23 protein-coding genes are annotated in these 25,770 nt (G+C 36.5%); 13 read left to right on the plus strand and 10 right to left on the minus strand.

Annotated features, from left to right (window positions below):
* Window positions 1-177: 177 nt before the first annotated feature.
* The 4 genes from AC6EIZ_RS04150 to AC6EIZ_RS04165 all read left to right on the plus strand — a co-directional run bounded on the left by AC6EIZ_RS04150 (window position 178) and on the right by AC6EIZ_RS04165 (window position 5,830).
* The gene (locus AC6EIZ_RS04150; RefSeq protein ID WP_498512606.1) at window positions 178-1,404 is read left to right on the plus strand and encodes a ferredoxin-NADP reductase; all 1,227 of its coding nucleotides are present in this window, start codon (window positions 178-180) and stop codon (window positions 1,402-1,404) included.
* A gap of 169 nt (window positions 1,405-1,573) precedes the next feature.
* Window positions 1,574-3,097: a glucose-6-phosphate dehydrogenase gene (gene zwf, locus AC6EIZ_RS04155; protein WP_498513177.1), complete on the plus strand. Its 1,524-nt coding sequence runs from the start codon at window positions 1,574-1,576 to the stop codon at window positions 3,095-3,097.
* Between the two features lie 38 nt (window positions 3,098-3,135).
* Complete coding sequence (locus AC6EIZ_RS04160; protein ID WP_498512607.1) at window positions 3,136-4,443, plus strand: glucose-6-phosphate dehydrogenase assembly protein OpcA; 1,308 nt, start codon at window positions 3,136-3,138, stop codon at window positions 4,441-4,443.
* A gap of 34 nt (window positions 4,444-4,477) precedes the next feature.
* Window positions 4,478-5,830 carry a cobyrinic acid a,c-diamide synthase CobB gene (locus tag AC6EIZ_RS04165; protein ID WP_498512609.1) on the plus strand — a complete coding sequence of 451 codons (1,353 nt, stop codon included), beginning with the start codon at window positions 4,478-4,480 and terminating at the stop codon, window positions 5,828-5,830.
* 11 nt (window positions 5,831-5,841) lie between these two features.
* Here AC6EIZ_RS04165 and AC6EIZ_RS04170 read toward each other — a convergent pair whose 3' ends face one another.
* The 4 genes from AC6EIZ_RS04170 to folD are packed head-to-tail and all read right to left on the minus strand — an operon-like array spanning window position 5,842 to window position 9,664.
* Window positions 5,842-7,302: an ATP-dependent DNA helicase gene (locus AC6EIZ_RS04170; RefSeq protein WP_498512611.1), complete on the minus strand. Its 1,461-nt coding sequence runs from the start codon at window positions 7,300-7,302 to the stop codon at window positions 5,842-5,844.
* Entirely contained in the window at window positions 7,299-7,814 is a 516-nt protein-coding gene (locus tag AC6EIZ_RS04175; RefSeq protein WP_498512613.1) for a divergent PAP2 family protein, read from the minus strand. Before AC6EIZ_RS04175 ends, AC6EIZ_RS04170 begins: the two co-directional genes overlap by 4 nt.
* Window positions 7,811-8,710 (minus strand): geranylgeranyl diphosphate synthase CrtE, encoded by a 900-nt coding sequence (gene crtE, locus AC6EIZ_RS04180; protein ID WP_498512615.1) that lies wholly within the window; start codon window positions 8,708-8,710, stop codon window positions 7,811-7,813. Before crtE ends, AC6EIZ_RS04175 begins: the two co-directional genes overlap by 4 nt.
* A 42-nt stretch (window positions 8,711-8,752) precedes the next feature.
* Window positions 8,753-9,664 (minus strand): bifunctional methylenetetrahydrofolate dehydrogenase/methenyltetrahydrofolate cyclohydrolase FolD, encoded by a 912-nt coding sequence (folD, locus tag AC6EIZ_RS04185; protein WP_498512617.1) that lies wholly within the window; start codon window positions 9,662-9,664, stop codon window positions 8,753-8,755.
* A 176-nt stretch (window positions 9,665-9,840) separates the two neighbouring features.
* Between folD and AC6EIZ_RS04190 the strand changes: the two genes are divergently transcribed.
* Window positions 9,841-11,820, plus strand: coding sequence for an HDIG domain-containing metalloprotein (locus AC6EIZ_RS04190; RefSeq protein ID WP_498513178.1), 1,980 nt, complete (start codon window positions 9,841-9,843; stop codon window positions 11,818-11,820).
* 32 nt (window positions 11,821-11,852) lie between these two features.
* On the opposite strand, the gene AC6EIZ_RS04195 is transcribed toward AC6EIZ_RS04190, so the two are convergent.
* From AC6EIZ_RS04195 to AC6EIZ_RS04205, 3 genes are all read right to left on the minus strand, one after another.
* Entirely contained in the window at window positions 11,853-12,230 is a 378-nt protein-coding gene (locus AC6EIZ_RS04195) for a hypothetical protein (protein ID WP_498512619.1), read from the minus strand.
* A 65-nt stretch (window positions 12,231-12,295) separates the two neighbouring features.
* Window positions 12,296-12,535 (minus strand): hypothetical protein, encoded by a 240-nt coding sequence (locus tag AC6EIZ_RS04200; RefSeq protein WP_498512621.1) that lies wholly within the window; start codon window positions 12,533-12,535, stop codon window positions 12,296-12,298.
* Window positions 12,536-12,659: 124 nt separating this feature from the next.
* The gene (locus tag AC6EIZ_RS04205; protein WP_498512623.1) at window positions 12,660-14,279 is read right to left on the minus strand and encodes a 2-isopropylmalate synthase; all 1,620 of its coding nucleotides are present in this window, start codon (window positions 14,277-14,279) and stop codon (window positions 12,660-12,662) included.
* A 324-nt stretch (window positions 14,280-14,603) separates the two neighbouring features.
* Here AC6EIZ_RS04205 and AC6EIZ_RS04210 point away from each other — a divergent pair, with 324 nt between their 5' ends.
* Complete coding sequence (locus AC6EIZ_RS04210; RefSeq protein ID WP_498512625.1) at window positions 14,604-16,169, plus strand: glycoside hydrolase family 57 protein; 1,566 nt, start codon at window positions 14,604-14,606, stop codon at window positions 16,167-16,169.
* Between the two features lie 2 nt (window positions 16,170-16,171).
* On the opposite strand, the gene crtL is transcribed toward AC6EIZ_RS04210, so the two are convergent.
* On the minus strand, window positions 16,172-17,410 hold the full coding sequence (gene crtL / locus AC6EIZ_RS04215) for a lycopene beta cyclase (RefSeq protein ID WP_498512626.1): 1,239 nt from the start codon (window positions 17,408-17,410) through the stop codon (window positions 16,172-16,174).
* Window positions 17,407-20,028, minus strand: a complete 2,622-nt coding sequence (gyrA, locus tag AC6EIZ_RS04220; protein WP_498512627.1) for a DNA gyrase subunit A — start codon at window positions 20,026-20,028, stop codon at window positions 17,407-17,409. Before gyrA ends, crtL begins: the two co-directional genes overlap by 4 nt.
* 253 nt (window positions 20,029-20,281) lie before the next feature.
* Here gyrA and AC6EIZ_RS04225 point away from each other — a divergent pair, with 253 nt between their 5' ends.
* From AC6EIZ_RS04225 to rsmD, 4 genes are all read left to right on the plus strand, one after another.
* On the plus strand, window positions 20,282-21,445 hold the full coding sequence (locus tag AC6EIZ_RS04225) for a GuaB3 family IMP dehydrogenase-related protein (RefSeq protein WP_498512629.1): 1,164 nt from the start codon (window positions 20,282-20,284) through the stop codon (window positions 21,443-21,445).
* Between the two features lie 216 nt (window positions 21,446-21,661).
* Complete coding sequence (gene trxA / locus AC6EIZ_RS04230) at window positions 21,662-21,985, plus strand: thioredoxin (protein ID WP_498512631.1); 324 nt, start codon at window positions 21,662-21,664, stop codon at window positions 21,983-21,985.
* A gap of 60 nt (window positions 21,986-22,045) precedes the next feature.
* Window positions 22,046-22,675, plus strand: coding sequence for an imidazole glycerol phosphate synthase subunit HisH (gene hisH, locus AC6EIZ_RS04235; RefSeq protein WP_498512632.1), 630 nt, complete (start codon window positions 22,046-22,048; stop codon window positions 22,673-22,675).
* Between the two features lies 1 nt (window position 22,676).
* Window positions 22,677-23,318 (plus strand): 16S rRNA (guanine(966)-N(2))-methyltransferase RsmD, encoded by a 642-nt coding sequence (rsmD, locus tag AC6EIZ_RS04240; RefSeq protein WP_498512634.1) that lies wholly within the window; start codon window positions 22,677-22,679, stop codon window positions 23,316-23,318.
* Here rsmD and petG read toward each other — a convergent pair.
* The gene (petG, locus tag AC6EIZ_RS04245) at window positions 23,266-23,385 is read right to left on the minus strand and encodes a cytochrome b6-f complex subunit V (RefSeq protein ID WP_011294783.1); all 120 of its coding nucleotides are present in this window, start codon (window positions 23,383-23,385) and stop codon (window positions 23,266-23,268) included. The genes rsmD and petG overlap by 53 nt on opposite strands.
* A 56-nt stretch (window positions 23,386-23,441) precedes the next feature.
* Between petG and AC6EIZ_RS04250 the strand changes: the two genes are divergently transcribed.
* Genes AC6EIZ_RS04250 through AC6EIZ_RS04260 form a run of 3 tightly spaced genes read left to right on the plus strand, consistent with a single transcriptional unit; the run spans window position 23,442 to window position 25,696 of the window.
* Window positions 23,442-23,843 (plus strand): c-type cytochrome, encoded by a 402-nt coding sequence (locus AC6EIZ_RS04250; RefSeq protein ID WP_498512636.1) that lies wholly within the window; start codon window positions 23,442-23,444, stop codon window positions 23,841-23,843.
* The gene (locus tag AC6EIZ_RS04255; RefSeq protein ID WP_498512637.1) at window positions 23,833-24,570 is read left to right on the plus strand and encodes an RNA methyltransferase; all 738 of its coding nucleotides are present in this window, start codon (window positions 23,833-23,835) and stop codon (window positions 24,568-24,570) included. Before AC6EIZ_RS04250 ends, AC6EIZ_RS04255 begins: the two co-directional genes overlap by 11 nt.
* Window positions 24,571-24,622: 52 nt before the next feature.
* Window positions 24,623-25,696, plus strand: a complete 1,074-nt coding sequence (locus AC6EIZ_RS04260; protein ID WP_498512639.1) for a serine hydrolase — start codon at window positions 24,623-24,625, stop codon at window positions 25,694-25,696.
* Window positions 25,697-25,770: the final 74 nt, after the last annotated feature.

Genomic DNA, 25,770 nt, shown 5'->3' on the forward strand with positions numbered 1-25,770 from the left:
AATATTATGTTAATAAATAAGAACAATCTCAATTCTTAAAACCTCAATATTAGGGGCATTAGATTAGGAATGATCTTGTGACGGTCTCAAAAGATGAACTAATAAATTAGTAATATGAAGATAAAACAGCTAAAAGTTACCTCTTATTGGTAATCTCACGTTCTAATTTAAGTTTTTATGGCTTACTCAGAGACAAAGGTAGTTATTGGTGGTCTTGCGCATATTCCTATCATAATTGGTTTTTTCTACCTAATACGTAGGCAATATTCATTTGGTGCAATGCTGCGAACTGGTAAGAATGCTCTAAGCGAAAAAGTTACAGCTCCTTCCAAAGCTGCTGCTGCGCCTAAAGCTGCTGCTGCGCCTAAAGCTGCTGCTGCGCCTAAAGCTGCTGCTGCGCCTAAAGCTGCTGCTGCTGCGCCTAAAGCTGCTGCTGCGCCTAAAGCTGCTGCTGCTGCTGCTGCGCCTAAAGCTGCTGCTGCTGCGCCTAAAGCTGCTGCTGCAAAGAAACCTCATTCGGATGTACCGGTTAATACCTATAAGCCAAAAGCACCTTTCACAGGGACTGTGACCGAAAATTATTCAGCATTAAAAGAAGGAGCGATTGGTAAAGTTCAACATATAACTTTTGATCTATCTGGAGGAGACCCTGACTTCAAATATGTTGAAGGCCAAAGTTGTGGAATACTCGCAGCAGGAGAAGATGCAAAAGGCAAGCCGCATAGGCCAAGGCTTTATTCAATTGCGAGTACGAGATATGGTGATAACTTCGAAGGAAATACTCTCTCATTATGTGTTCGCCAACTTCAGTACGAAAAAGATGGTGAAACCATTAATGGCGTTTGCTCTACCTATCTGTGTAACCTATCCCCTGGCGATAAAGTAAAAATTAGTGGCCCAGTAGGAAAAGAAATGCTTCTTCCAGAGGAAGAAGACTCAAACATAATAATGCTCGCCACAGGAACTGGTATAGCTCCAATGAGAGCATATTTAAGAAGGATGTTTGAACCTACAGAAATTGAAAAACATAAATGGAATTTCAAAGGGAAAGCTTGGTTATTTATGGGTGCCCCAAAAACAGCTAATCTTCTCTATGATTCTGATTTTGAACATTACAAATCAAAATTCCCCGACAATCTTAGATATACAAAAGCAATTAGCAGAGAGCAAAAGAACTCAAAAGGAGGAAGGATGTATATTCAAGACAGGGTTCTTGAAAATGCAGAAGAAATATTCAACATGATTGAAAATCCTAAAACTCATATTTATTTATGTGGATTAAAAGGGATGGAACCAGGTATAGACGAGGCAATGTCAACTGCAGCTGCTGCAAAAGGTTTAAATTGGTCTGAACTTAGACCTAAACTCAGAAAAGCAGGCAGATGGCATGCTGAGACTTATTAGATAAATAAAAAGTCCGGAAAGCGATAATTATTAATTACTTTACAAATATTTTTTCTATATTTAATTAACAATATCAATTTTGTTTTTAGACCTCCGACCACCAAAAATGGCGGAATGATTAGAAGCAACTTGGATCATATTTTTCATCTAATTGGCAAGGAATTTATCAATGAGCATGCCAGTAACAAATCCATTGAGAATAGGTCTTCGCCAAGAGCGAGTAGTACCTCCTCAATGTCTGGTTATTTTTGGTGCCTCAGGGGATTTAACACACAGGAAACTTGTTCCTGCTTTATTTGAGCTTTTTAAACAAAGAAGATTACCAAGTGAGTTTGCGGTTTTAGGCTGTGCAAGAAGACACTGGAGTGATGAAATATTTAAAGAGAAAATGGAGGAAGCTCTCTCTTCTCAAATAAACGAAAGTCCAAAAGAATGGGAATTATTTTCTAAAAATCTTTTCTATGAACCTGTAGACCTTCAACAACCAGAACATTTAATAAAGCTTGGGGAAAGACTTGAAATAATTGATAAGTTAAGAGCAACCCATGGTAATCGAACTTTTTACCTTTCAGTATCTCCCAAATTCTATGGAAGTGGATGTAGAGCTTTGGCTGCAGCAGGGTTATTGAAAGATCCCAAGCGGAGTAGAATTGTAATTGAAAAACCTTTTGGGAGAGACTTCAATAGCGCACAGTCACTCAATTCTCTCGTTCAAGGTTGTGCTCAAGAAAGTCAGATCTTTCGAATAGATCATTATTTAGGAAAAGAAACCGTTCAAAATATTCTTGTTCTAAGATTTGCAAACACAATTTTTGAACCTATTTGGAATAGAAATTATATCTCAAGTGTTCAAATCACCAGTGCCGAAACAGTTGGTGTAGAAGATCGAGCTGGTTATTACGAATCTTCAGGAGCTCTTAGAGATATGGTTCAAAATCATCTAACTCAAATGCTTGCCTTAACAGCAATGGAGCCACCTGGTCATTTTGATCCAGAAGCCATAAGAAATGAAAAAGCAAAAGTTCTTCAAGCAGTGAAGCTTGCCAATGAAGAAAAGCCTTGGGAATGTTGCGTTAGGGGACAGTACTCAAAAGGAGGTAGTGATGAAGATCCACTCCTTGGATATAGAGAAGAACCAGGCGTTAATCCAAACAGCACAACCGAAACATATGTTGCGATGAAGCTTTTCATAGATAATTGGAGATGGCAAGGGGTCCCTTTTTATGTAAGGACTGGCAAACGATTAGCAAAAAGACTTAGTGAGGTTGTTCTTACATTTAGAGAAGCTCCTGTTCATCTTTTTGATGCAGCCGGGGGATGCCCAACATCAAACCAATTAATTCTCAGAATTCAACCCAACGAAGGAGCTGAATTTAGTTTTGAGGTTAAGTCACCAGGATCTGGGATGAGAAGTAGACCTGTAAATATGGAGTTTTCTTATGACGAATCCTTTGGAGAGCCCTCAGATGAAGGTTATGTAAGGCTACTTGCTGATGCAATGCTGGGAGATCCAACATTGTTTACTCGAAGTGATGAAGTAGAGGCTGCATGGCGTTTATATACTCCTCTGCTTGAGAAAATTGAGGATTCTCCATGGGAATTACCTGTTTATCAATACGAATCAAGAACATGGGGACCTCCCGAATCAGACTTACTTATTGGCAAAGATCAACTTCTATGGAGACGACCTTGAACAAATTGAATCTAAATCTTTCATTCAAACAAAATTAAATGTCTCCTCAACTAACCCTTCAAACCCCTCTTCAGTTACCTCCAACTGAAATCCCTACTTATCTTGAACAACTGTGGTCTCATGATGAGCGAGGAGACAAAGGAGCTAACACTTTTTGTTTAATTGTCTGGCAACCTGCTTGGATTGAACAAAAACTAGTCAAAGCTGGAAAAATTTCTGGGCCAGTAGTAGGTAGTCAAAGGAATGATCTTATAGAAGCTGCAAGAGAAATCATCTTAAATGGGGATCTTCCTAACAGCACTTCACCACTTGATTTCAGAGTTCAATCTTCAATTCAAGATGATGAGTTAATTAAAAATGTTGAAGATCTAAGGGGTCAACATATTGACACCTCAATAAGTAATTTGCAACCTCGAAGATTAATTACAATTGCACCAACAATTGAAAAAGAAAATAATTTAGAAACTTTAGTTGCTGCATATTGTCCTCTTCCTGAAGAAGGGGGAGGCAAAACAGCTTGTGGCGACGTAATTGTTTTAAGAGGAAGTAAAACCGCAATAAATGATGGACTAAACATTGTAGAGACTCTTGTCCCTGATGAACTTCCCTCTTGGTTGTGGTGGAATGGAAGAATAGATGAGGCGCCTGGATTTCTTAATGCTTTAGCGCTGCCAAATCGAAGATTAATTATTGATACTTCACTAGGAGAACCAATAGACTGCTTGGATTTATTACTTCAAAGAATTCAATCTGGACAAGCTGTTAACGACCTGAATTGGCTTCGTCTTAGAGGTTGGAGAGAAACATTAGCAATGGTATTTGATCCACTTCAAAGAAGAGATGCTCTAGATAATTTACATAAAATTGATATTGACATTGAGGGATCTCAAACAGTTCAAGGTCTTTTACTTGCTGCATGGATTGCTGATCGCCTCAATTGGAAGCTAGAAAATCGCATCTTCTCAAAACAAGACCAGATGAAAGTTAATTTTGTTCGCCCTGACAAAACTCTTGTTGAAGTTGGTATTACTTCTCTACCAATTGGTAAACCAAGCTTAAATCCTGGACAAATAGTAGGTCTAAGGTTAATTGCAAAAGAAAAAAACAAGCAAAAAAACGATATTTGTGTGATTCTCGCTTCAGAATCTGGGGAATGTATGAGACTAGAAGCTGGGGGTATGGCAAGAATGGAACTTATTGAACAAGTCGTTCCTATTCAAAAAGAATCTTTAGAAAATGATGTTGCTCGTTTGCTTTCCAGCAGTAGAGGTAATACGAGTCCTTTACTTGCAAGTGCGACACCCATAGCCAAAGAAATGCTTGATTTAGTTAATCAAGCTAAATAAATATAGTCATTAAATGGCATGCGTAATCTCTGCTGTGTCTAGTAACAGTGGCAAAACTCTTTTAAGTCTTCTTTTGATTTCTTGGTTGAAAAGTATAAATAAAACAGTTCAAACATTTAAAGCTGGACCTGATTATTTAGACACTCAACAACTAACCGCAGCTTCCAACAAAGCTTGCAGAAATCTTGATTTAATTCTGTCTGGTGAAAATTGGGTTACAGAAAATTTTAATCACTTTGGAGGACTAACTGATTATTCATTCGTTGAAGGCGTAATGGGATTATTCGATGGAATTGGCAGTAGTTCAAAAGGCAGTACGGCTGAACTAGCAAAGGTTTTAAGTCTTCCAATAGTTCTAATTGTTGATGCCAGGGGAAAGGCTGCATCACTAGCAGCCCTAATAAAAGGATTTAGAGAGCATGATAAAGAATTAAAAATTGAAGGCGTTGTTCTAAATAATGTTCAATCTCTTAGACATGAAAAAATATTATTGGAGGTTCTTGATCAAATCAATATAAAGTCATTGGGCTCTCTTCCTTTATGCAAAGACTTATTTATTCCATCACGGCATTTAGGTTTAGCTCCAGCCCATGAAATACTGGACTTAGATATTAAGGTTAAAAAGTGGGCATCAATAGCCAAAGATAATCTAGACATTGAAAGTTTTAGAAAACTTTTATTACCTCCAAAATCTAATAAAAAAACAATTAACTTCTTACCAAAGAAAGAGTCAGAATTAATTCACCCAATTGCTATTGCTGAAGATGAAGCCTTTCATTTTAGATATCAAGAAACAAAAGAATTATTAGAAGAAAATGGGATGCCAACTATTACTTGGAAGCCACTTGAAAACAAAAGTATTCCAAAAGAAGCGAGAGGATTGATAATACCTGGTGGTTTTCCTGAGCAACATGCAAAGCAATTAAGTAATTCAAAAATAAGCCTAAATTCAATAAAAATATTTTCAAAAAAGTTTCCCATATACGCTGAATGTGGCGGAATGATGCTTTTAGGTAAAAGTATATTTGATCATGAAGGTAGGGAGCATTCAATGACTGGAATATTACCTTTCAAGGCTAGAAAAGGTGATTTAAAAATAGGTTATAGAGAAGCAATAAGTAAAAATAAAAGTCCGATTACTACTCCTGGCAATAAATTAATAGGACATGAATTTCATCGCTGGGAAATAATTAATAAAAGCTATAATTCAAAAATAAATAGACTATGGGATATTAAAGGATGGAATATTGAGATTAAAAATGAAGGTTTTTGTAATCATTTAATTCATGCAAGCTGGATACATCTTCATTGGGCAAGTTCTCCTATTATTTTAGAAAATTGGAAAAGAAGTGTTATGAATTATTCCTCAATCAAATCTTTTTTATAACTTTTTCTAAATTAGTCGATTAATAATTTCTTTAAGAGAGCTCGATTAGTATTGCTTGTATTATCTCCAACAATCCATACTCCTTTGCTCGCTCTGCTTACTGCAACGTAAACAAGCCTTCTCCTAAATTCAAGATCTTTAGGCCAAAAAACATCAGAAGTTATAAACACTTCTCCAAAAGTACTTCCTTGACTCCTATGAATTGTAAGAACAGAAGCAGGACCTAAAGAAGCGAAGGAATCTCTGATAAAAAAGAAAAGTTTCCAAATAGAAGCACTATTTTTCTTTCCAATGTCTCTAGCCTTATTACTCAATTCATTTAAAGCAAAATCTAAATCAACTCGAGATTTTGAACCGATTGGTGGCATTAATCTCAAAGAAAATTCTTTTTGATCAGAGTTAACTCTAGCTATCTGAGTTTCAATAACAGGAAGCGAATTTTCAAAATCCAGATGGGTTTCAAAAGAAGCCAAATCAAAACTATTTGGAATTACATCTTCAACAACCATCTCTCTATTGGAATTAATCAAAATATCTGGTTCTTCTCCAAGCTCATCCTCATTTAAAGAAGCATTTACCATCACTGCCTTGCGACTAATTAAGACCTCCCCAGGCAAAACTTGATATTGATCAGCCATCTCACCATGAATAGCTCTTCTTGCATGAGGAACTAAGTTGTCAACAATTCGATTCGTGTAGCACAAAATTCTTGCTCTATCGGGATCATCTTCTAAAGAAGATAACCGCAATGCTGATTTAGCTTTTTCAAGCCAACTATTTCTATCTAATAATCCAACATTCCCTTTCTTAGTTTTTATGATTGGCAATATTGGTGGCTGATTGCAAGGAATTTGACCATCTCTAATGATTTTCGCCAGTTTGAGGACAGGGCCTTGATGACGAACAACTTCCTTCAGTTCAGTATTAACTGCTCTTTTCATTAAAAAAACTGAGCTAGAACTTTCTCCTACTGGTGGAAGTTGAGCTGGATCACCAACAAAAACCAAACGTGTCGAATTACATCTAGCGCATTCGAGAGTTATCTCCAATAATTTGGAATCAATCATTGATGCTTCATCAATTAATACAAGTCCTAAATTTTCCAAAGAACTATCGGTTTGATCTGTTTTTTCACATATTTCTATATCTGCCTGTCTTTTCAATTTAAGTCGAAGTAAACGGTGAATGGTAGAGGGAAACCATGTGGGTTGAATAGATTCAGTTTTTAAACCCTCCCTTAATACACCTACAGCTTTATGAGTTGGTGCAACCACAGTCCAACAAAAATCTAATTCATCGACTTTTCTTAATAATTTCATGGATAAATATGTTTTTCCACTACCCGCAAAGCCTTTAATTACAAAGGGTTTAAAGGAATATGGGGCTTTGAGCCACTCACAAAATAAATCTAGAGATTTTTCTTGATCTTTAGTTAAGGAGAAACTGTCTTCTGTTTTTTTTAGTTCTTTCACACAGAAACTAATCCAATCATTTGCAAGATGTGCAAAGGTGAGCCGATAAAGAAAATACCTGGCAAAGCCACAATAGGGCCAAGGAAACTTCCCACCAGCACCTCGATTTTAGTGTGTCCCAAAGATTCTTTTAAAGCATTTTCACGAATGAATTCGTTTGAATTATCTTCTGAAATTTGATTAACTTTTGCTGCTGTTAAACCTGCCGATCTTCTTATTCCAGAGGCGTCATACATAACAATAAAAGCAATTGTTGAAGCCAAGGCAAATACTGGGTCATTAAAACCCATCTGAAGTCCCAATCCTGCAGCAGTTCCTGTTACCAAAGCCGAATGACTTGAAGGCATGCCTCCTGTTTCTATAAGTACTGACGGTCGCCACCTTTGATTGAAAATCAATTCAAAAAATAATTTAGAAAATTGAGCAATACCACAGGCAGCTAGTCCCCAAGCCAGAACTGCATTATCAAGAATATAAACAAATTGAGATTCGAAAATTGGATTGATATTCATCTATCTCTACTTGTAATGTAATCAGCCAATGCAAGAAGAGGTTTTGATTGCTCTGGCCAAGGATCAAGAGCATTTTTTGCTTCAGCGACTAAAAGATCTGCTCTCCTTCTTGATTCATCAAGTCCAAGTAATTTTGGATAAGTAGTCTTATCAGCAATTAAATCCTTTCCTGCTGTTTTACCCAATACTTCACTACTTGCAGTTACATCAAGAATGTCATCAATTATTTGAAATGCCAATCCAATCCCTCTCGCATAGACACTTAATGCTTCCAAAAGCTTCTCATCAGCTCCCCCTATCAAGGCTCCACATGTGACACATGCCTTTAGCAGTGCTCCTGTCTTGTGAAGATGAATGTACTCTAGGGTTTCCAAGTCCACTTCTTTTCCTTCACAATCGAGATCAACTACTTGTCCTCCGACAAGTCCGGGAGCCCCTGCTACTAAAGAAAGCTCACCTACTATTTTCAATAATCTCCCTGAAGGTATCCCCTCTGTACGAATTGATACCATCTCAAAAGCTCTTGTCAGAAGAGCATCTCCAGCAAGTATTGCGACTGCATCTCCGTAAACTTTGTGATTCGTAGGACGCCCTCTACGAAGATCGTCATTATCCATCGAGGGTAGATCGTCATGAATAAGAGACATTGTATGAATCATTTCAAGAGCAACTGCTGTAGGCAAAGCTTTTTCAACTTCACCTCCTGCAAGTTCGCATGCAGCCAGACAAAGGATTGGTCTTAATCTCTTCCCTCCAGCCAAAAGGGAATAACGCATAGACTCTCTTAATTTTTCAGGCTTTTCGGGCCCCAGAGACGCATCTAGCGCATCTTCAACGCGAGCTCTAGTTTTCTCTAGATACTCAGCGAAGTCAAAAGAAGCTATTGCTTCCTGCATGCAAAAAATCGATTCCTACCAATTCTCTCAGGACATTGTGATTCATGGAAGTAAATGACTAATAGTTAAAGGTAATCCACAATGTTTCTGCCATCTATCAACAGTATTTGCTAGAAGCATTGTTACTGTCATAGGGCCTACACCACCAGGCACGGGAGAATAGGCGGCAACTTTATCTTCAATTTCAAATATCTTTACATCTCCACAAAGTTTAGTTTTTTTGAGCTCATTTATGTTTTCTTGATCATACGGAAGTCTGTGAATACCTACATCAATAACCACGCAATTCTCTCTGACATGATTTTTCCCAATCAGATAGGGTTTACCAGCTGCTACGACAAGTAAATCAGCCTCCCTTGTCAAAGAAGGTAAATCTTTTGTTCTTGAATGAGCAACAGTGACGGTTGCATTTGCCGCTTCAAGCATCAAAGCCATTGGCTTTCCAACGAGGATACTCCGTCCAATAACTACTGCTCTTTTTCCTTCAATTTTGATTTGATTTCGCTCAAGCAGAGCCATAACACCAGCGGGGGTACATGATCTTGGGCCCTTCTCTCCCTTTATTAATCTTCCTAGGTTCAAAGGGTGTAGACCATCAGCATCCTTATCAGGATCAATACTCCTAAGCAAACTTGCCTCATCAAGGTGCACAGGTAATGGAAGTTGCAATAAAATCCCATCAACATTCTTTTCTTGATTGAAGCTTTTAATGGTTTCTGTTAGTTCCTCCAATGAAATATCTTTTTTTAAATGTTTTGCAAAACTTTTGACACCTATTCGATCGCATGCTTTTTCTTTGTAATTGACATAAACTTCACTTGCAGGATCATTTCCAACCCTAAGGACAGCAAGACCAGGAGGGCGTTCCGCGACTTCCAAGCCAGATTCGATAGCCTGTTGAAGCATCAATTCGATCTCCTGAGCAAGTTTTTTTCCATCTAAAATTTTTGGCATAAATAAAATGAATACGAATTCAATTAATCAACGCATTAAACCTAGCGTTAAGGAAGGTGGGAAGGTCTTTGGCTAAATTACCCAGTCCAAAAAAAATTTGGAGGATATGGTTAGGGAGTCAATCTCCAAGGCGGCCAATCCTTCGCTGGTCAGCAACTGACAAGTCAGTTCTCCTAATGGTCTGCCTATTAGTAGCAATATTTTCAAGTTATAAGTTACTTGCTGTTCCCGATCTCAAACCAGGAGATATTGCTCAATTCAATGAAATAGCCCCTAGAAACGCAACAGTAATAGACACTAAAGCCTTAAAAGAAAAGAAACAAGGATTAAAAGAAAGTTTTGTCCAAGTTATCGATAAAAATAAATCTAATAATTTAGAAAAGATTGTTTTTCAAAAAATCAAAAAACTACGTTCTTTAAAATATAATAATTCCGAGGGAGGTATAAATGATATTAATCCAACAAATTCAGAGAAAATTTGGCTGGTTAATGTTTCAGATAGTGAATGGGAAGAATGGAAAGTAGAGATAAAAAATGCTTCAAAAAAAATGCTTTCCCAAGGAATCATCAATACACTTGCACTTGATCAACTTAATGAAGCTTCTTCACTTCAATTAATAGATCTAGGTAAACAAGATTCTCCAAACAGATCATTAGGTGCAAAAATATTGTCAAGTAGCTTTTATCAAAAAAGTAATTTAAAAGTTGATACATTAAGAACTAATATATTACTTGAAAATTTAGTTAAACAAGATGATATAAGAACTATAAAAGTTAAAGAAGGTACTCTAATTACAAAAAAAGGTGATCCAATAAGCTCACAAGAATTTGATATTCTTGAACATTTTAATAAAGTAAGTAGAAGTCCTAGGCCCTTAAAGTGGTTAATTACTTTCTCAGAAGCGATGGGAAGTTGTGGGTTACTTCTTATGATAATGAGAAGAGAGAAGCCTAGGCTCAAGGCTAGACATGGTCTACTATCATTAACTTTATTATTAGTAGTTCAACTAACAAAAAATTGGCTTGGTCCTATAGCTAGCCCAATGCAATTAATATTACCTCCCACACTACTTCTTTCGCAAGGGATAGGTAGTATAACATCATTGACCTGGATGGCAGCTGCTAGCCTAATGTGGCCATTATCTCTCAATGAATTTAGTGAAGTTAGACTAATAATTGCTTGTGTTGCTGGTTCATTTGTTGCATTCTTAGGCAGAAGAATGAGAAGCAGAGCACAAGTACTTCAAATAGCTTTATTTGTACCTTTTGGTGCATTATTAGGGCAATGGTTGATTTTTAATCAAGTAATTAAAGAGAAAAATTTAGAGCTCAAAAACCTATCTTTTGATTCTAATTCTCTATTTAATGAGACACTTATTATAAGCGCAATACTAATGGCAACAATATTAATTATTCCGATATTAGAAAATACATTTGGATTACTTACCAGAGCAAGATTAATGGAACTTGCTGATCAAGAACGTCCTTTACTTCGCCGTTTATCGAGAGAAGCACCAGGTACGTTTGAACATACTTTAACAATTCTAAGTCTCGCAGAGGAAGGAGCAAGAGTGATTGGAGCTGATGTTGACCTAATAAGAACTGGAGCTCTTTACCATGATGTGGGGAAATTACATGCTCCTAATTGGTTTATTGAAAATCAAAAAGATGGAATAAACCCACATGAAGAAATTAAAAATCCATATAAAAGCGCTGATATTCTTCAAGCCCATGTAGATGAAGGATTGAAGCTTGCGAGAAGATATCGACTGCCATCTCCTATCGCTGATTTCATCCCAGAACATCAAGGTACCTTAAAAATGGGATATTTTCTTCATAAAGCTAGAGAAAGTGATCCTTCTGCCTCTGAAAAACGTTTTAGATATAAAGGTCCTATTCCTCATTCAAAAGAAACGGGGATCCTTATGCTTGCGGATGGCTGCGAGGCAGCATTAAGAGCTCTTGACTCTTCTTCTTCAGACATCGATGCTTGCAAAACAGTTAGAAAAATAATTCAATCCCGTCAGATTGATGGCCAGTTAAAAGAGAGTAGTTTAACGAGAGCAGAGATAGAAATAGTACTTAGGGCTTTTGTCTCTGTCTGGAGGAGAATGCGTCACAGAAGATTAAAATATCCCAGCTTTAACTCAAGGTGAAAATTGCTAGATTTATTTAAATTTACTATTAGTTAAAGCCTAATTCGTCTATGTCCTCTTCTACACCAGTAGAGCAACGCCAGTAAATTAAGTACTGCAATAAGAAGTGATAAACCGCTTATTCCTAATAAATCATTTACTTTAACTAATCTGATTATTCCGTAGGGCAAAGTACCCGAAAGAGTCATCGATAAAGCAACTATTGATAAAATGACCCCCCATCCTCTTTGAGCGAATAAACCTGCTGAAGCAACAATTCCAGTTACGGCAGCTGGCCATGCAAGGCTAATAGCAATAGTAATATTGGCAGTTTGAAGAGGAGGCCCTGATCCAACAACATAAGCAATAAAAGGAATTGCAAGTGTATTTGAAATCAAACCAAACCAAGTAAGTGTCCAGTAGCCGCGCATTCCTGAACCCATTTTTAAAAAATTATTGTCTTAAATAAAATCATAAGAATGATAATGAATATGTTTTAAGCGACAGCAGGTTGCAAACAATTAGATGGATAACAAACAGTTCTCCAAGTTCCATTTCCTGCAAGAACTTCTACACCTATTCCTCTATCTTTGATTGTGCAACTCAACCCTTGACCATTGCACCACACTTTTGCTGCTTTAAGAGCTGCTTCAATACTTTCATATGGTGCATCAAGAACATGGTGGGGAGACCCATCAAGTCCTGTAAGTCGATAAAGATTCCTTTTAAAAGCCATTTATGTGCGCATATCAAACCGTCACAACACATATTAATCTTTGAGAACTAGATTTTGGTCATTTAACAAAAAAAATTTACGGAAGCCTATTTCAGGAGAAGAATAAAAGCCAATCGAAAAGTTGTTAGACCCCTTTTGTATCTATCTGAGCTAGGTCATGCTGTGGATGAATTGATTTTCTTCCTTCAGCAGCTACTAATCTATTAAGAGCATTTATGTATGCTTGCGCAGCGGCAACAACAACATCAGTATCAGCAGAGTGACCTGAGAAGAGGTTCCCATCTCTTCTTATTCGAATCGTAACTTCTCCTAAAGCATCAATCCCCTCTGTAACTGACTTTACGGAGAATTCAATCAATTCATTAGGTTCTTCAGTTAGAGAATCCAAAGCTCGTACAACTGCATCAACAGGTCCTGTCCCTAGAGAGACGGACGTTTTCTCCTCTCCCTCTTCTGCGACAACAGTTACTGTTGCAGTTGGCATTAATGATGTTCCACAACTTACTTGGACTAATTTCAATTGGAATAAAGCTTCTGGCAATTGAACTTGTTCACTAACAATGGCCTCTAAATCACGATCAGTTATCTCTCTTTTCCTATCTGCTAAGTCTTTAAATCTAGCGAAAGCTTCATTAAGATCTTCTCTATTTAAATCATATCCAAGGTCCTCTAATCTGGCTCGAACAGCACTCCTACCACTCAATTTTCCTAAAGAAATTTTATTGTCTGACAACCCAACTGTTTTTGCATCGATAATTTCATATGTAAGCCTGTTTTTCAATACTCCATCTTGATGTATTCCAGATTCATGAGCAAAAGCGTTAGCTCCCACAATTGCTTTATTCGGTTGTACGACCATCCCAGTTAAGTTGGAAACCAAACGAGAGGATTTGGTTATTTCCTCAGTTCTTACTGCTGTTAGAGGGGTTGGAGATTCAGGAGGCCTACCAAAAAACGGATTAAAATATGATCTTCTTACATGAAGAGCCATAATCAATTCTTCTAAAGCAGCATTACCTGCTCTCTCTCCTATTCCATTAATAGTGCATTCAAGCTGTCGAGCCCCATTCTTTACAGCCTCAAGGAAGTTTGCGACAGCAAGTCCTAAGTCATTGTGGCCATGAACTGAGAGAACTGCTTCATTAATATTTGGAACATTTTTATTGATATTTAATATTAAATCTCCAAATTCAGAAGGGGTTGTATAACCAACTGTATCTGGAATATTTATAGTATTAGCTCCTGAAGATATAGCTAATTCAATTACCTCATAAAGAAAATCCAAATCACTCCTTGCAGCATCTTCGCAAGAAAATTCAACATCATCAACAAAACTTTTAGCGTAACCAACCATATCTGGGACGATATCAAGAACTTCTTTTCTGGATTTCCTTAGTTTATGTTCAAGGTGAATGTCGCTGGTAGCGATAAAGGTATGAATCCTTTTCCTGGGTGCTGGAGCAATCGCATCAGCACAAGCTTTGATATCAGGTTTTGAAGCTCTTGATAGTCCACAAATAATAGGCCCTTCTTCTCCTCCTACATGCTCAGCTATTTTCTGAACTGCCGCAAAATCGCCAGGGCTAGCGAAAGGAAATCCTGCCTCAATAACATCTACACCTAATCTTGCTAATTGCTGAGCAATAGCTAACTTTTCTTCTAAATTAAGACTCGCACCAGGAGATTGTTCTCCATCCCTTAAAGTGGTATCAAAAATTAAGACTCGGCCTGGATCTTTGGCCATAGTAAGAATATATAAAATAACTAGACCTTATATAGATCTATATGAATAGATAAAATTCTAGTATATTTCTCATAAATTTCTACAAAAAATATTAAGTTTCTAACTATTTATTAGATCTTTCTACATTTTTTACTTTGATAAAATTAAAAATGTAGAAAGATCTAATATCAAATATAAATAAACAAGTCTTAGTCAAAATAAAAAAATCAATTATTCTTGGTAACTAATTTAACTAGATTTGGATTATAACTTAAAGTTTATCTCTTCTTGTGCAACTGAAGAGTATAAGTATCCAAGGATCAAATCCAAAATCTGGGAGTTTTAATGACTAAAGGCAATCTCGCCATAGTCCTGCATGCCCATCTGCCTTATGTGAGATCAGGAGAGCCTGGCTCCCTTGAGGAGGATTGGTTCTTTCAAGCTCTAGTTGAATGTTATTTACCACTTTTAGAAACACTTGAAGAAGCCTCTAGCTCAAACGAGCATGAACCTAAAATCACAATAGGGCTATCCCCAACCTTACTTTCTCTTTTGGAAGATGAAGTATTAAAAAATCGCTTTGAGAAATGGGTATCCATAAGATTAGAGCTTCTCAATAAACTTGAAACAGAATGCGTAAAAGCAGCAATTCATCTGACAGATCACTTAAAAAAGCAATTAGCAAGCTGGAATAGCTGTCGAGGCGACCTAATTGGACGATTTGACAAATTACAAACATCAGAAGCAATTGATATTCTCACTTGCGCCGCAACTCATGGATATCTTCCTCTCTTAAGAGAAAACCCTGAAACCGTTAGGGCTCAATTAAAAACTGCTGTAAGAGAGCATAAGCGTCTTTTCAGTAACGCTCCACTTGGTATTTGGTTGCCTGAATGTGCATATTACGAAGGCTTAGATGAATTAATGGCCGAGTCAGGTCTTAGATATGCTGTTCTTGATGGACACGGCTTGTTGAATGCAGATCCAAGACCAAGATATGGCTTATATGCTCCTATTTGTACAAAAAGAGGAGTAGCTTTTTTTGGTAGAGATAGTGAATCAACTCTTCCAGTATGGTCAGCGAGGGATGGATATCCAGGAAATCCAAACTACAGAGAATTCCATAGAGACTTGGGTTGGGATTTATCACTAGAAAACCTAAAAAAAATAGGAATTAATGAGAAAAGACCACTGGGAATAAAGTTATTTAAAATTTCTTCTAAAAATACATCTTTAGCAAATAAACAACAATATGACCCTCAAGTTGCAAAACATTGTGTTGAAAAAGATGCCGAGAAATATTTAAAGGACAGAAAAAAACAACTTTTAAAACTTGAAAAATCAATGAAAATAGAGCCATTCTTGATTGCTCCTTTTGATGCTGAACTTTTTGGTCATTGGTGGTTTGAAGGCCCAATATTTCTATCCCATTTATTTGTTAAATCAAAAAAGGAAGGTATTAAATTGATTACGCTAAAAGAGGCGCTACAAACAACATCCAAAATCCAATTATGCAATCCTTCTCCATCGAGTTGGGGACAAGGTGGCTTTCATAATTATTGGTTAAACAAGGAAAATGCTTGGATTGTGCATGAATGGAGTAAAGCCGGAACAGAAATGGTAAGTATTTGTTCAAAAGGTTTAATAGAAGAATCAAATATCAAAGTAATTAAGCAAGCAGGAAGAGAACTTCTATTATGTCAATCTTCAGATTGGAGTTTTATTCTCAAGGCAGGAACTACTACTGAGCTAGCAAGAGAGAGAATAAACTTACATATCAAGAGATTTTGGATGTTAATAAATTCAATTAAAGATAAAAAACTTGTTAATACAAATATTTTAAAAGAGATAGAAAAAGAAGATGGTATATTTCCTTTGATTTCACTCATTGATTGGAAAAAGAAAATCTAAATTTAATCTTTCTTTTTTATTAGGAAACCAATCATTCCTAATCTAACTTTAATTGGGGCAATAGAAAATAACCTGAGCATGACAAGGAATAGTCTTAGCAAAGGAAGAGTATTAGTTAGATATCCGTACCAATCTTGTTTTGGTAATTTAAAAAAAGTATCAAAAAAAGATCTTAATAGCGATTCGTCAAAACTCATTAATCTTTGAAGTCCAAATTGATAAAGACGATGTCTTTGAACCAATTCAGTTGTCCAAAGGGTTTTCCATCCTCTTCTAGCTATCTGAGAGGTAGGCATAAGAGGATCCTTTTTGATTACTTTTGCTATCTCCTTTGCTAATGAGGGTGCCCTCCTTAAAAGGGATCCGACAAGATAACCCGAAGCAGGATGAACCATACTGGCCGACCCCCCAAAGGCCAAAAGAGGTTGATCTCTATAAGGCAATGGCAAATTCATAGGGAAAAGACAATGTTCTTCATGGATTATTTCCTCAATTTGAATTCCTTTACTTGATAGTCGTGAATCTAATCTTTTTTTCAATGATTCAAATGAAACTGGAGGGGCACAAGCCAATGATGTTTCTTCAACAAAATACCTTCCATCTCCTAAGTCCATAGCATAAAGAAAAGAAGGAGGCTCACTCAATTGATTTGCATTTAAATGATCTGGTCTAAAGTCCATTAACACAAAACGATTCTTCGCCACAGGAGCAGAACTAAATTTTCCAACCACCCCGTAGGCGGCCTGCTTAGCTATTGGATCATGCTTAGGCCTTCTAATAAAAGGGGTTTTATGACCGCTTGCATCAATAACGAGCCTAGCGAAGTATTTTTTACCAGAGATGCAAATAACAACCGTTTCTCTCTCATTAAAGTCAATATTTTTTACAGTTTCTACTTGCCAGGAAAGTCCATTACATCGTTCGAGAAGAGCCTCCTGAAAATTAATAGAATTAAAAAGGCCGTAATCAAGAAAATGATTTGTACAAGTATTACCCTTTTCACTGAATCCATCTCCAAAGAAACTAACAGTATCTTTCCATCTATATTTTAATAATTCCTGCATATTTATAGACTCAAGCTCAGAGGCCCAGATGCCATAAGTATTGGGCCAAGGTTCCAAAGGAGACTTAGAAGCTATTGCTTGAACATTGAGACCTTGTTGAACTAACTCAGCCGTGATGCAAAGAGCAGCTGGTCCTGCTCCCAAAACTAATACATCAGCAAAATTATTCGATTTCAATTTTTTGACGTTGGTTCAGTATTTTTTGATTCATTAGTAGTAAATGATTCTTTTTCTTCATCATCATTGATTTGTTCTGGAGGAACTAAAACAACCTCAGACAACTTATCGCCATTATCTAGCTTTTGAATTCTTACGCCAGTTGCAGCTCTTGATTGTTGAGAGATCTTATCCGCACTAGTTCTGACAATTACTCCTCTTTCACTGACTAATAATAATTCTTCTCCTTTTCCTAAAACCCTTAAACCTACAAGTTCATCTCCATCTTTTCTGAATTTCATTGCTCTTAACCCCATTCCTGCTCTTTTTTGCAAGCGAAATTGTGTAACAGGGACTCTTTTTCCTAGACCACTTCCAGAGGCAACAAGAACCCAAGGTCCCTCAGATACTGGTGATTCATCCTCAGCTTCTTCTGCCTGCTCACTTTTATCAACATGATCAGCCAACTCAGTAGATAAAACATCCATACTTACAAGAGAATCTCCAGATTTAAGATTCATCGACCTAACCCCTCTTGCGGTTCTACCTAAAGGCCGTAATTCAGAATCATTTAATCTAAAGTGGATTGTCATTCCATTTTTGGAACCAATCAAAACACTATCGTCAGACTCAGCCAACCGAACCCAAGTCAAAGCATCTCCATCCTCCAAACTTATCGCAATAAGCCCATTTGCTCTGATCTTGCTGAAAGCTGAAAGAGGAGTTCTTTTTATATACCCCCCCCTTGTAAGCATCAATAAATAGTTTTCATCATCAAAAGAACTCACAGAAAGTAACGAAGTTATAGCTTCTTCCCGTGGAATTGGAAGCAATTGAACAATGGGGGTACCTTTTGCAGTTCTACTACATTGAGGAACTCTGTAAGCAGGAAGGGCATAAGCAACGCCTCTATCACTAAATAGGAGGAGATTGTCATGGTCATTACAACTAATAAATTTTTTCACCTCTTCCTCTCCTTGGCTTCGGGTCCCTGCTTTACCTCTAGTACCGCGACTTGTTGATTCAAATTCATTAACAGGCATCCTCTTTAGATATCCTGTCTCGGTTAACAACACTACTGATCTTTCGTTCGCGATTAAATCAATATCCTCCAGACCTCCTCCAAGATCAAGAATTTCTGTTCTTCTTGGAGAATTATATTTTTCTTTTATTTCATTTAATTCTATTTTTGTAATTTCAAACACCCTTTCTTTTTTATTTAAAATATCTTTTAAATCTATTATTTTTTCAAGCAAATCTTCATGTTCAAGTCTTATTTTATCTGCCTCTAACGCGGTTAGTCTTCTTAACTGCATCTGCAAAATAGCATCAGACTGAATATCTGTTAAACCATGTATTTCTTGTAATTTCTTTTTAGCGGTAGCAGAATCAGAGGCTGATCTTATAAGACTAATTATTTCATCTAGCTGATCTAAAGCCAATAATAATCCTAATAATATATGATCTCTACTTTCTGCCTTCTTCAAAAGATATTTTGTTCTTTTTTCTATTATTTCTACTCTAAAATCCAAAAACACTTGCAACATTTTTCTAAGCGACAATATAACTGGCTCACCATTAACCAATGCAAGCATATTTGCACTAAAATTAGTCTGCAAAGGAGTGAGTTTGAATAAGTTATTTAAAACAACTTGAGGATATGAATCTCTTCTTAATTCAACAACAATTCTCATTCCATCTCTATCACTTTCATCTCTTATATCTGCAATTCCTTCAAGTTTTTTATCGTTGACCATATCAGCGATTCGTTCTATTAATCCTGCTTTATTTGTTTGATAGGGAAGTTCAGTGATTACAACTGCATCCCTGTCTGGTCTTCCTGGATTTTCAATGGTTTCTATTTGAGCGACTCCTCTCATTGTTATTGAGCCTCTTCCACTAAGGTATGTCTCTTTAATTCCACTTCTACCAAGTATCTGACCACCGGTTGGGAAATCTGGGCCTTTGATTATATTCATCAACTCTATTTCTTCTAACTCAGGATTAGAAATTAAAGCCATTAATCCATCAATCAATTCGACCAAATTGTGGGGAGGTATGTTCGTTGCCATACCTACAGCTATTCCAGAAGAACCATTTAATAACAATTGAGGAATTCTTGCAGGTAATACAGTTGGCTCTTGCACAGATCCATCAAAATTATCCGCGAAATCAACTGTTTCAGATTCAATATCTTCAAGCAAGCTATCAGTAGTTAAAGATTGCAATCTGGATTCTGTATATCTCATTGCAGCAGGAGGATCATTATCAACAGATCCAAAATTCCCATGCCCATCAATCAGAGGCATCTGCATTGAAAAATCTTGAGCCATCCTGACCAAAGCGTCATAAACGGCTGTATCACCATGTGGATGGAATTTACCTAGAACTTCTCCCACTACACGAGCGCATTTTCTGTATGGCCTATCACTCGTCAGCCCAAGCTCATACATGGCATAAAGAATCCTCCGATGAACTGGCTTAAGCCCATCTCTCGAATCAGGTAAAGCCCTACCAACAATCACACTCATCGCGTATTCCAGATAGGAACGCGACATTTCGTTTCTCAAGTCAGTCTGGATGATCCGATCGTCGGATTGCCCGGGACCAGTACTATTAGGTCCCAATGGATCAGCCATATATAAGAGTTTTACCAATTATAAGAACATCTGAGCATTAATAAACCTTTAAAAGTGAATAACCATATATCTGAAAGTAAATCACCTTTAACAAAATCAACTATTACAAAAACATGGCATAAATTTCCTTAATAGAATTCCTCAATCGTGTAATAAATCAAAAAAATAAGCAAAATCTTGATTATCTATTCCCAACATTTGCTCAATTTGGCACTTCAGTTGGTAGTTTGACGAGAACTTACAAAATTTAGGTGTGAATATTCAACTAGGACGCACCAAAACTGTTCGAAGAGCCTATGGGATTGATGAAATCGCATTAGTTCCAGGAGTAAGAACAGTTGACCCTGAAATCACAAAGACCAACTGGGAAATCGGAGGTATCAAAAGAGATATTCCCATAATCGCAAGCGCGATGGATGGTGTTGTAGATGTAAATATGGCAGTCGCCCTCTCACAATTAGGGGCACTGGGTGTTTTAAATCTTGAGGGAGTACAAACTAGATATGAAGATCCAAAAGAGGTGCTAACCAAAATCCAATCCATTGGGAAAGAGGAATTTGTTCCTCTGATGCAAGAAATTTATAAGAAACCAATAAAAGAAAAATTAATTTTAAAAAGAATTCAAGAAATAAAAAACAAAGGGGGTATTGCTGCTGTAAGCGGGACCCCATTGGCTGCAATTAAGTATAGAAATTTAGTCAAAGACTCAGGTGCTGACTTGTTTTTTCTTCAGGCAACAGTAGTTTCAACTGAACATCTGGGTAAAGAGGGTAGTCAAAATCTTGACCTTCATGATCTTTGCGAAAACATTGGTATACCTGTTGCTATTGGGAATTGCGTCACGTATGAAGTCTCTTTAGAGCTCATGAGAGCAGGCGCAGCAGCAGTAATGGTCGGAATTGGGCCTGGAGCAGCTTGCACCTCAAGAGGTGTATTAGGAGTTGGTATCCCTCAAGCTACTGCTATTTCTGATTGCGCTGCTGCAAGGGATGATTTTCAAAAGGAAAGCGGAAAATATATTCCAATCATTGCTGATGGTGGAATTATCACTGGTGGGGATATTTGCAAATGCATAGCTTGTGGTGCTGACTCAGTTATGATTGGGTCCCCAATTGCAAGATCTCAAGAAGCGCCTGGAAAGGGTTTTCATTGGGGGATGGCTACTCCAAGTCCTGTACTACCTCGAGGCACAAGGATTAAAGTTGGAACGACTGGAAGTTTAAAAAGTATTCTTTGTGGCCCTGCAATACTTGATGATGGAACCCACAATTTATTAGGAGCGATAAAAACATCTATGGGGACCCTGGGGGCTACCGATCTCAAAGAAATGCAAAAAGTTGAAGTAGTTATTGCACCTTCTTTGTTAACAGAAGGGAAAGTTTATCAAAAAGCACAACAACTTGGAATGGGAAAATAAAGCTACTGAAAGATTTCAGAATTAAATACAATGGTTAGAATTAAGTAGTGAGAGCCTTTGCTCTCACACTCCTCACACACGTAAATGCCCGACTTGTTCGGGTTTTTCTTATCCAAAAACCACACATCAATATTCAAACTTCGTTTAAAAATGGCAGAAAATCTTTTTATAGGCAAAATACAATTGTTATGATTTAGTTCTTAAGACTTCTAAGGTATGTCCACAGCTTCTGCAGTAACTGATTCCTCTTTCGAACAAGAAGTCCTCCAGAGTGAAGTGCCTGTTTTGGTTGATTTTTGGGCACCTTGGTGCGGACCATGCAGAATGGTTGCTCCGATTGTTGAAGAGATCTCAAAAGATTTCGAAGGCAAAATAAAAGTTTTCAAATTAAATACTGATGAGAACCCAAATGTTGCAAGTCAGTATGGAATCAGAAGCATCCCAACTTTAATGATCTTTAAAGGCGGTCAAAAAGTGGATACTGTTGTCGGAGCAGTTCCTAAAGCTACCCTTTCTGGAACAATCTCCAAACACCTTTAATTACAAATTTCAGAATTTAGATTTTCAAAGACCAATACAAGTAAATCAAAGGTAAATCTTTTGGCAAAAATTGGATTAATAGATTATGGAATGGGTAATCTTTTTTCCGTTCAACAAGCCTTTAAAAGGCTTAATCAACCTCTAGATATTATTTGTGATGTCAAAAACCTACATTCATGTGATGCTTTAATTCTTCCCGGAGTTGGTGCTTTTGATCCCGCAATGATGAATTTAAGAAAAACTGAACTAGTACCCTCAATAATTGAATGGATAAACAACGGGAAACCACTTATTGGCATTTGTTTGGGATTGCAGCTTTTATTCGAGACTAGTGATGAGGGGTCTTCTGGTGGTTTAGGAGTTATTAAAGGTCATATTCGCAAATTACCTCAAGAAAAAAATGAGAGAATCCCTCATATTGGTTGGTCTCCGATATATAAAACAAACAAATGCCCTATTCTAGAAAATTATACTGATTCTAATTGGATGTATTTCGTCCATTCATACTCAGCATGTCCTTCAGAACCAGAAAAAACCGTGGCCACAACAAAATTTGGTAAAACTGACGTCACATCTATTGTTTGGCATAAAAATACTGGGGCCTTTCAGTTTCATCCTGAAAAATCAGGTAATGCAGGACAGAAACTTATTTTCAACTGGATTAATTGGTTGAAGAAAACTAAATTTTAGTTTGAAAGGGAAACTGAAACTTATTTCGGGGAAAAGGATAGAAAGTCCTTTAAACCAAAAAACAAGACCAACCTCCTCAAAAGTAAGAGAGGCAATAATAAATATTCTTGGGAACGAACTCAAAGAAGCAAGTTGGCTAGATCTTTGCAGTGGAAGTGGAGCAATGGCATGTGAGGCTCTTCAAAGGGGAGTGAAAAGGGTTCTTGCAATTGAAAAGCAGAGGGAAGCAGTTAAAACATGTAAAAAAAACCTTATAGATGTATCAAATACCATGCTTCATTCAATGCATATTGAAGTTATATGCACTGAATTGATTTCATTTCTCAAAAAGGGTCCGAAAAACAAAAAAATTGAGTTTGTTAAAAATCACCCTCATCAATGTCCTCAAGAAAAATTTGATTTTGTTTTTCTTGACCCTCCATACGAATCTGGATTATATGAACTTTCACAAGAACTTTTATTGTCTAAAAAATGGGTTAAAAAATCATCTACTTTGATATGCGAATGCTCGCCAAAATCAATGCCAAGAATACATAATGGTTGGAAATTAAAAAAAGAGAAATTTTATGGAAACACCTCTCTTGTTTTTCTCATTCCCAATCAGGCATTGAACTGCTTCGACGATACTGATTCCATGCACTAACAAAAAGGCCTAATAATGTTATGGGAACAAGTCCAAGAACAATCCCACATAGCAGAGGCTCAATCATTGGCTCGCATTTTTCATAATTACCAGTAACAATTCTTTCATGTCAAAGAGGTTTTAGTGAATACTCCGTCATCAAAAGCATTAATTAACAAAGACCAAAAGATTAGCTCTTGGCGAATATTCCTTTTATCAACTGCTACTCTCGTATTCCTTATCCTTTTTTGGATAATGGGAGACTTAAAGCAAGATCCTTTCATAACTGAAACCTTATCTATTAGAGGCGAAGCTTTATCTGGGAGCAAATTATTTAAGATCAATTGTGTAGGTTGCCACGGGATTTCAGCTCAAGGATTAGTAGGGCCTGACCTCCACGAAACGACTAAAGAGATGAGTGATAAAAGGATTATTAATCAAGTAATTCGAGGATTAACCCCACCAATGCCAAGTTTTGAAATTGAACCTCAATCAATGGCTGATCTATTGGCATATATGCATTCAATTAATTCTAGTGGCTATTAAAAAAACTATAAAAGTAGTACTTGTTGAACCATCAGGGCCTATCAATGTTGGAAGCGTTGCGAGACTCTGTGAAAATTTTAATGTTCATGAATTAAGGCTGGTTTCTCCTAAATGCGATTATTTAGATCAAGAAGCGAAAAAGATGTCTGTAAGAGGTTTGCGAATTTTAGAAAAAGCAAAAGTGTATAAGGATCTAAATTCAGCACTTTCAGACTGCTCAAGAATCATTGCCACTTGCGGAAGAAAAGAACATGGAGAAATCCCACTTAATTCAAATAAAGATGCTTTGAGCTGGGCTCTTAACTCAGAAAAAAAAGAAACAATAGCTTTAGTTTTCGGAAGAGAAGACAGAGGTTTGTCTAATGAAGAGCTTCTGAAAGCAAATAAAGTGATTAGTCTTAATACAAGTGAAAATTATCCATCATTAAATCTTTCACATGCAGTCGCAATTGTTCTTCATCAATTCATTCAATTAAATGAGCTTGATTTATTAAAACCCCATACAAAAATAAGTGATCCTGCAAATTTAATTAAATTAGAAGATTGTATTGATGATGCAGGTAGTCTTTTACTTGATATTGGTTTCTTGATGAAACATACATATAAAGCGAAAATGAGCAAAATAAAACAATTATTTTTGAGAGGCGAGATAAAAGATGATGAAGTTGCACTAATTAGAGGAATAATTAGCCAAGCAAGGTGGAAAATCAAAAATAAAAATGATTAATTAAAATAACAAGCTACAATAGCTAGCGAAGGTTTATAGTTTTCATCTCAAATTGAAAAGTAATTTTAAAGTAATAACAAATATATTTCTAACAAGCATAGCCTTATCAGTTTTACTTGGAAGTTTTCTAACAATAGTTGGACCAATCAAACAAACCTATAAAATCAATAGAAAAATTAATCCAACAGCAAAACCAAGTAGATCTCTTGAGAAAAAATTACTAACTAGAAAATCTAATTTATCATCATTTTACAATGATAAATTAGAAAAATTTGAAAGACTAGAAGAATTGATTAATAAATGGGAATACCTTATCAAGGAAAATCCTGATCTATATGTTAGTGCTTTTTTCTTATCATTAGATAATCAACTCTATGCTGAAATTAAATCCGATACAAAGCTATCTGCTGCAAGCAGTATAAAGGTTCCTATTCTAATTATTTTACTGAGAATGCTAGAGAGAGGAGAAATATTTTGGAATGAAAAATTGGTACTTTCTAAAGATACAATCGGTAGTGGTTCTGGCTGGATGGCATACCAAGAGATTGGTGAAGTTTTCCCTGTTTATGAAGTAGCCTCAGAAATGATTAGAGTTAGTGATAATACAGCAACTAATTTGCTCATAAAAAGATTAGGGGGAATCAAAATCGTTAATCAAAAATTCAGAGAAATTGGATTAAAAGATACACAACTAAACAATTATCTTCCTGATCTTGATGGGACAAATATCACATCAACAAAGGATCTATCAATGGCCATGGCTCTTGTCGATAATGGGTATTTACTTAATGTTAGTTCTAGAGATATTTTCAGAGAAATAATGGGTAAATCGAAAACAAATACATTAATACCCTCTGGAATTTTAAGAGGGCTAGGAAAAGAATCTAAAAATACTGACTATCATCTTTCATTAAAAGGTTATTTAGTTCACAACAAAACTGGTGATATTGGAATCTCATATGCAGATACTGCTCAAATTCAAACTCCACATAACTCAAGGGCATTTGCAAGTTTTATTGTAAAAGGTCCATTTAACGACCCAAGATCACCTGAGTTGATAAGAAATTTATCGGCAGAATTAGTCCCTTTTCTTGTGCCAGGGCAAAAATCAAGTAAACCAAATTAGATTTTTTACTCAATTAAATAAACTTTTGCTTTTCATTATCATTTTTTTTTTGAACTTTATCAATCTAAAGTGGC

This window comes from Prochlorococcus sp. G4PB16 (assembly GCF_059772465.1).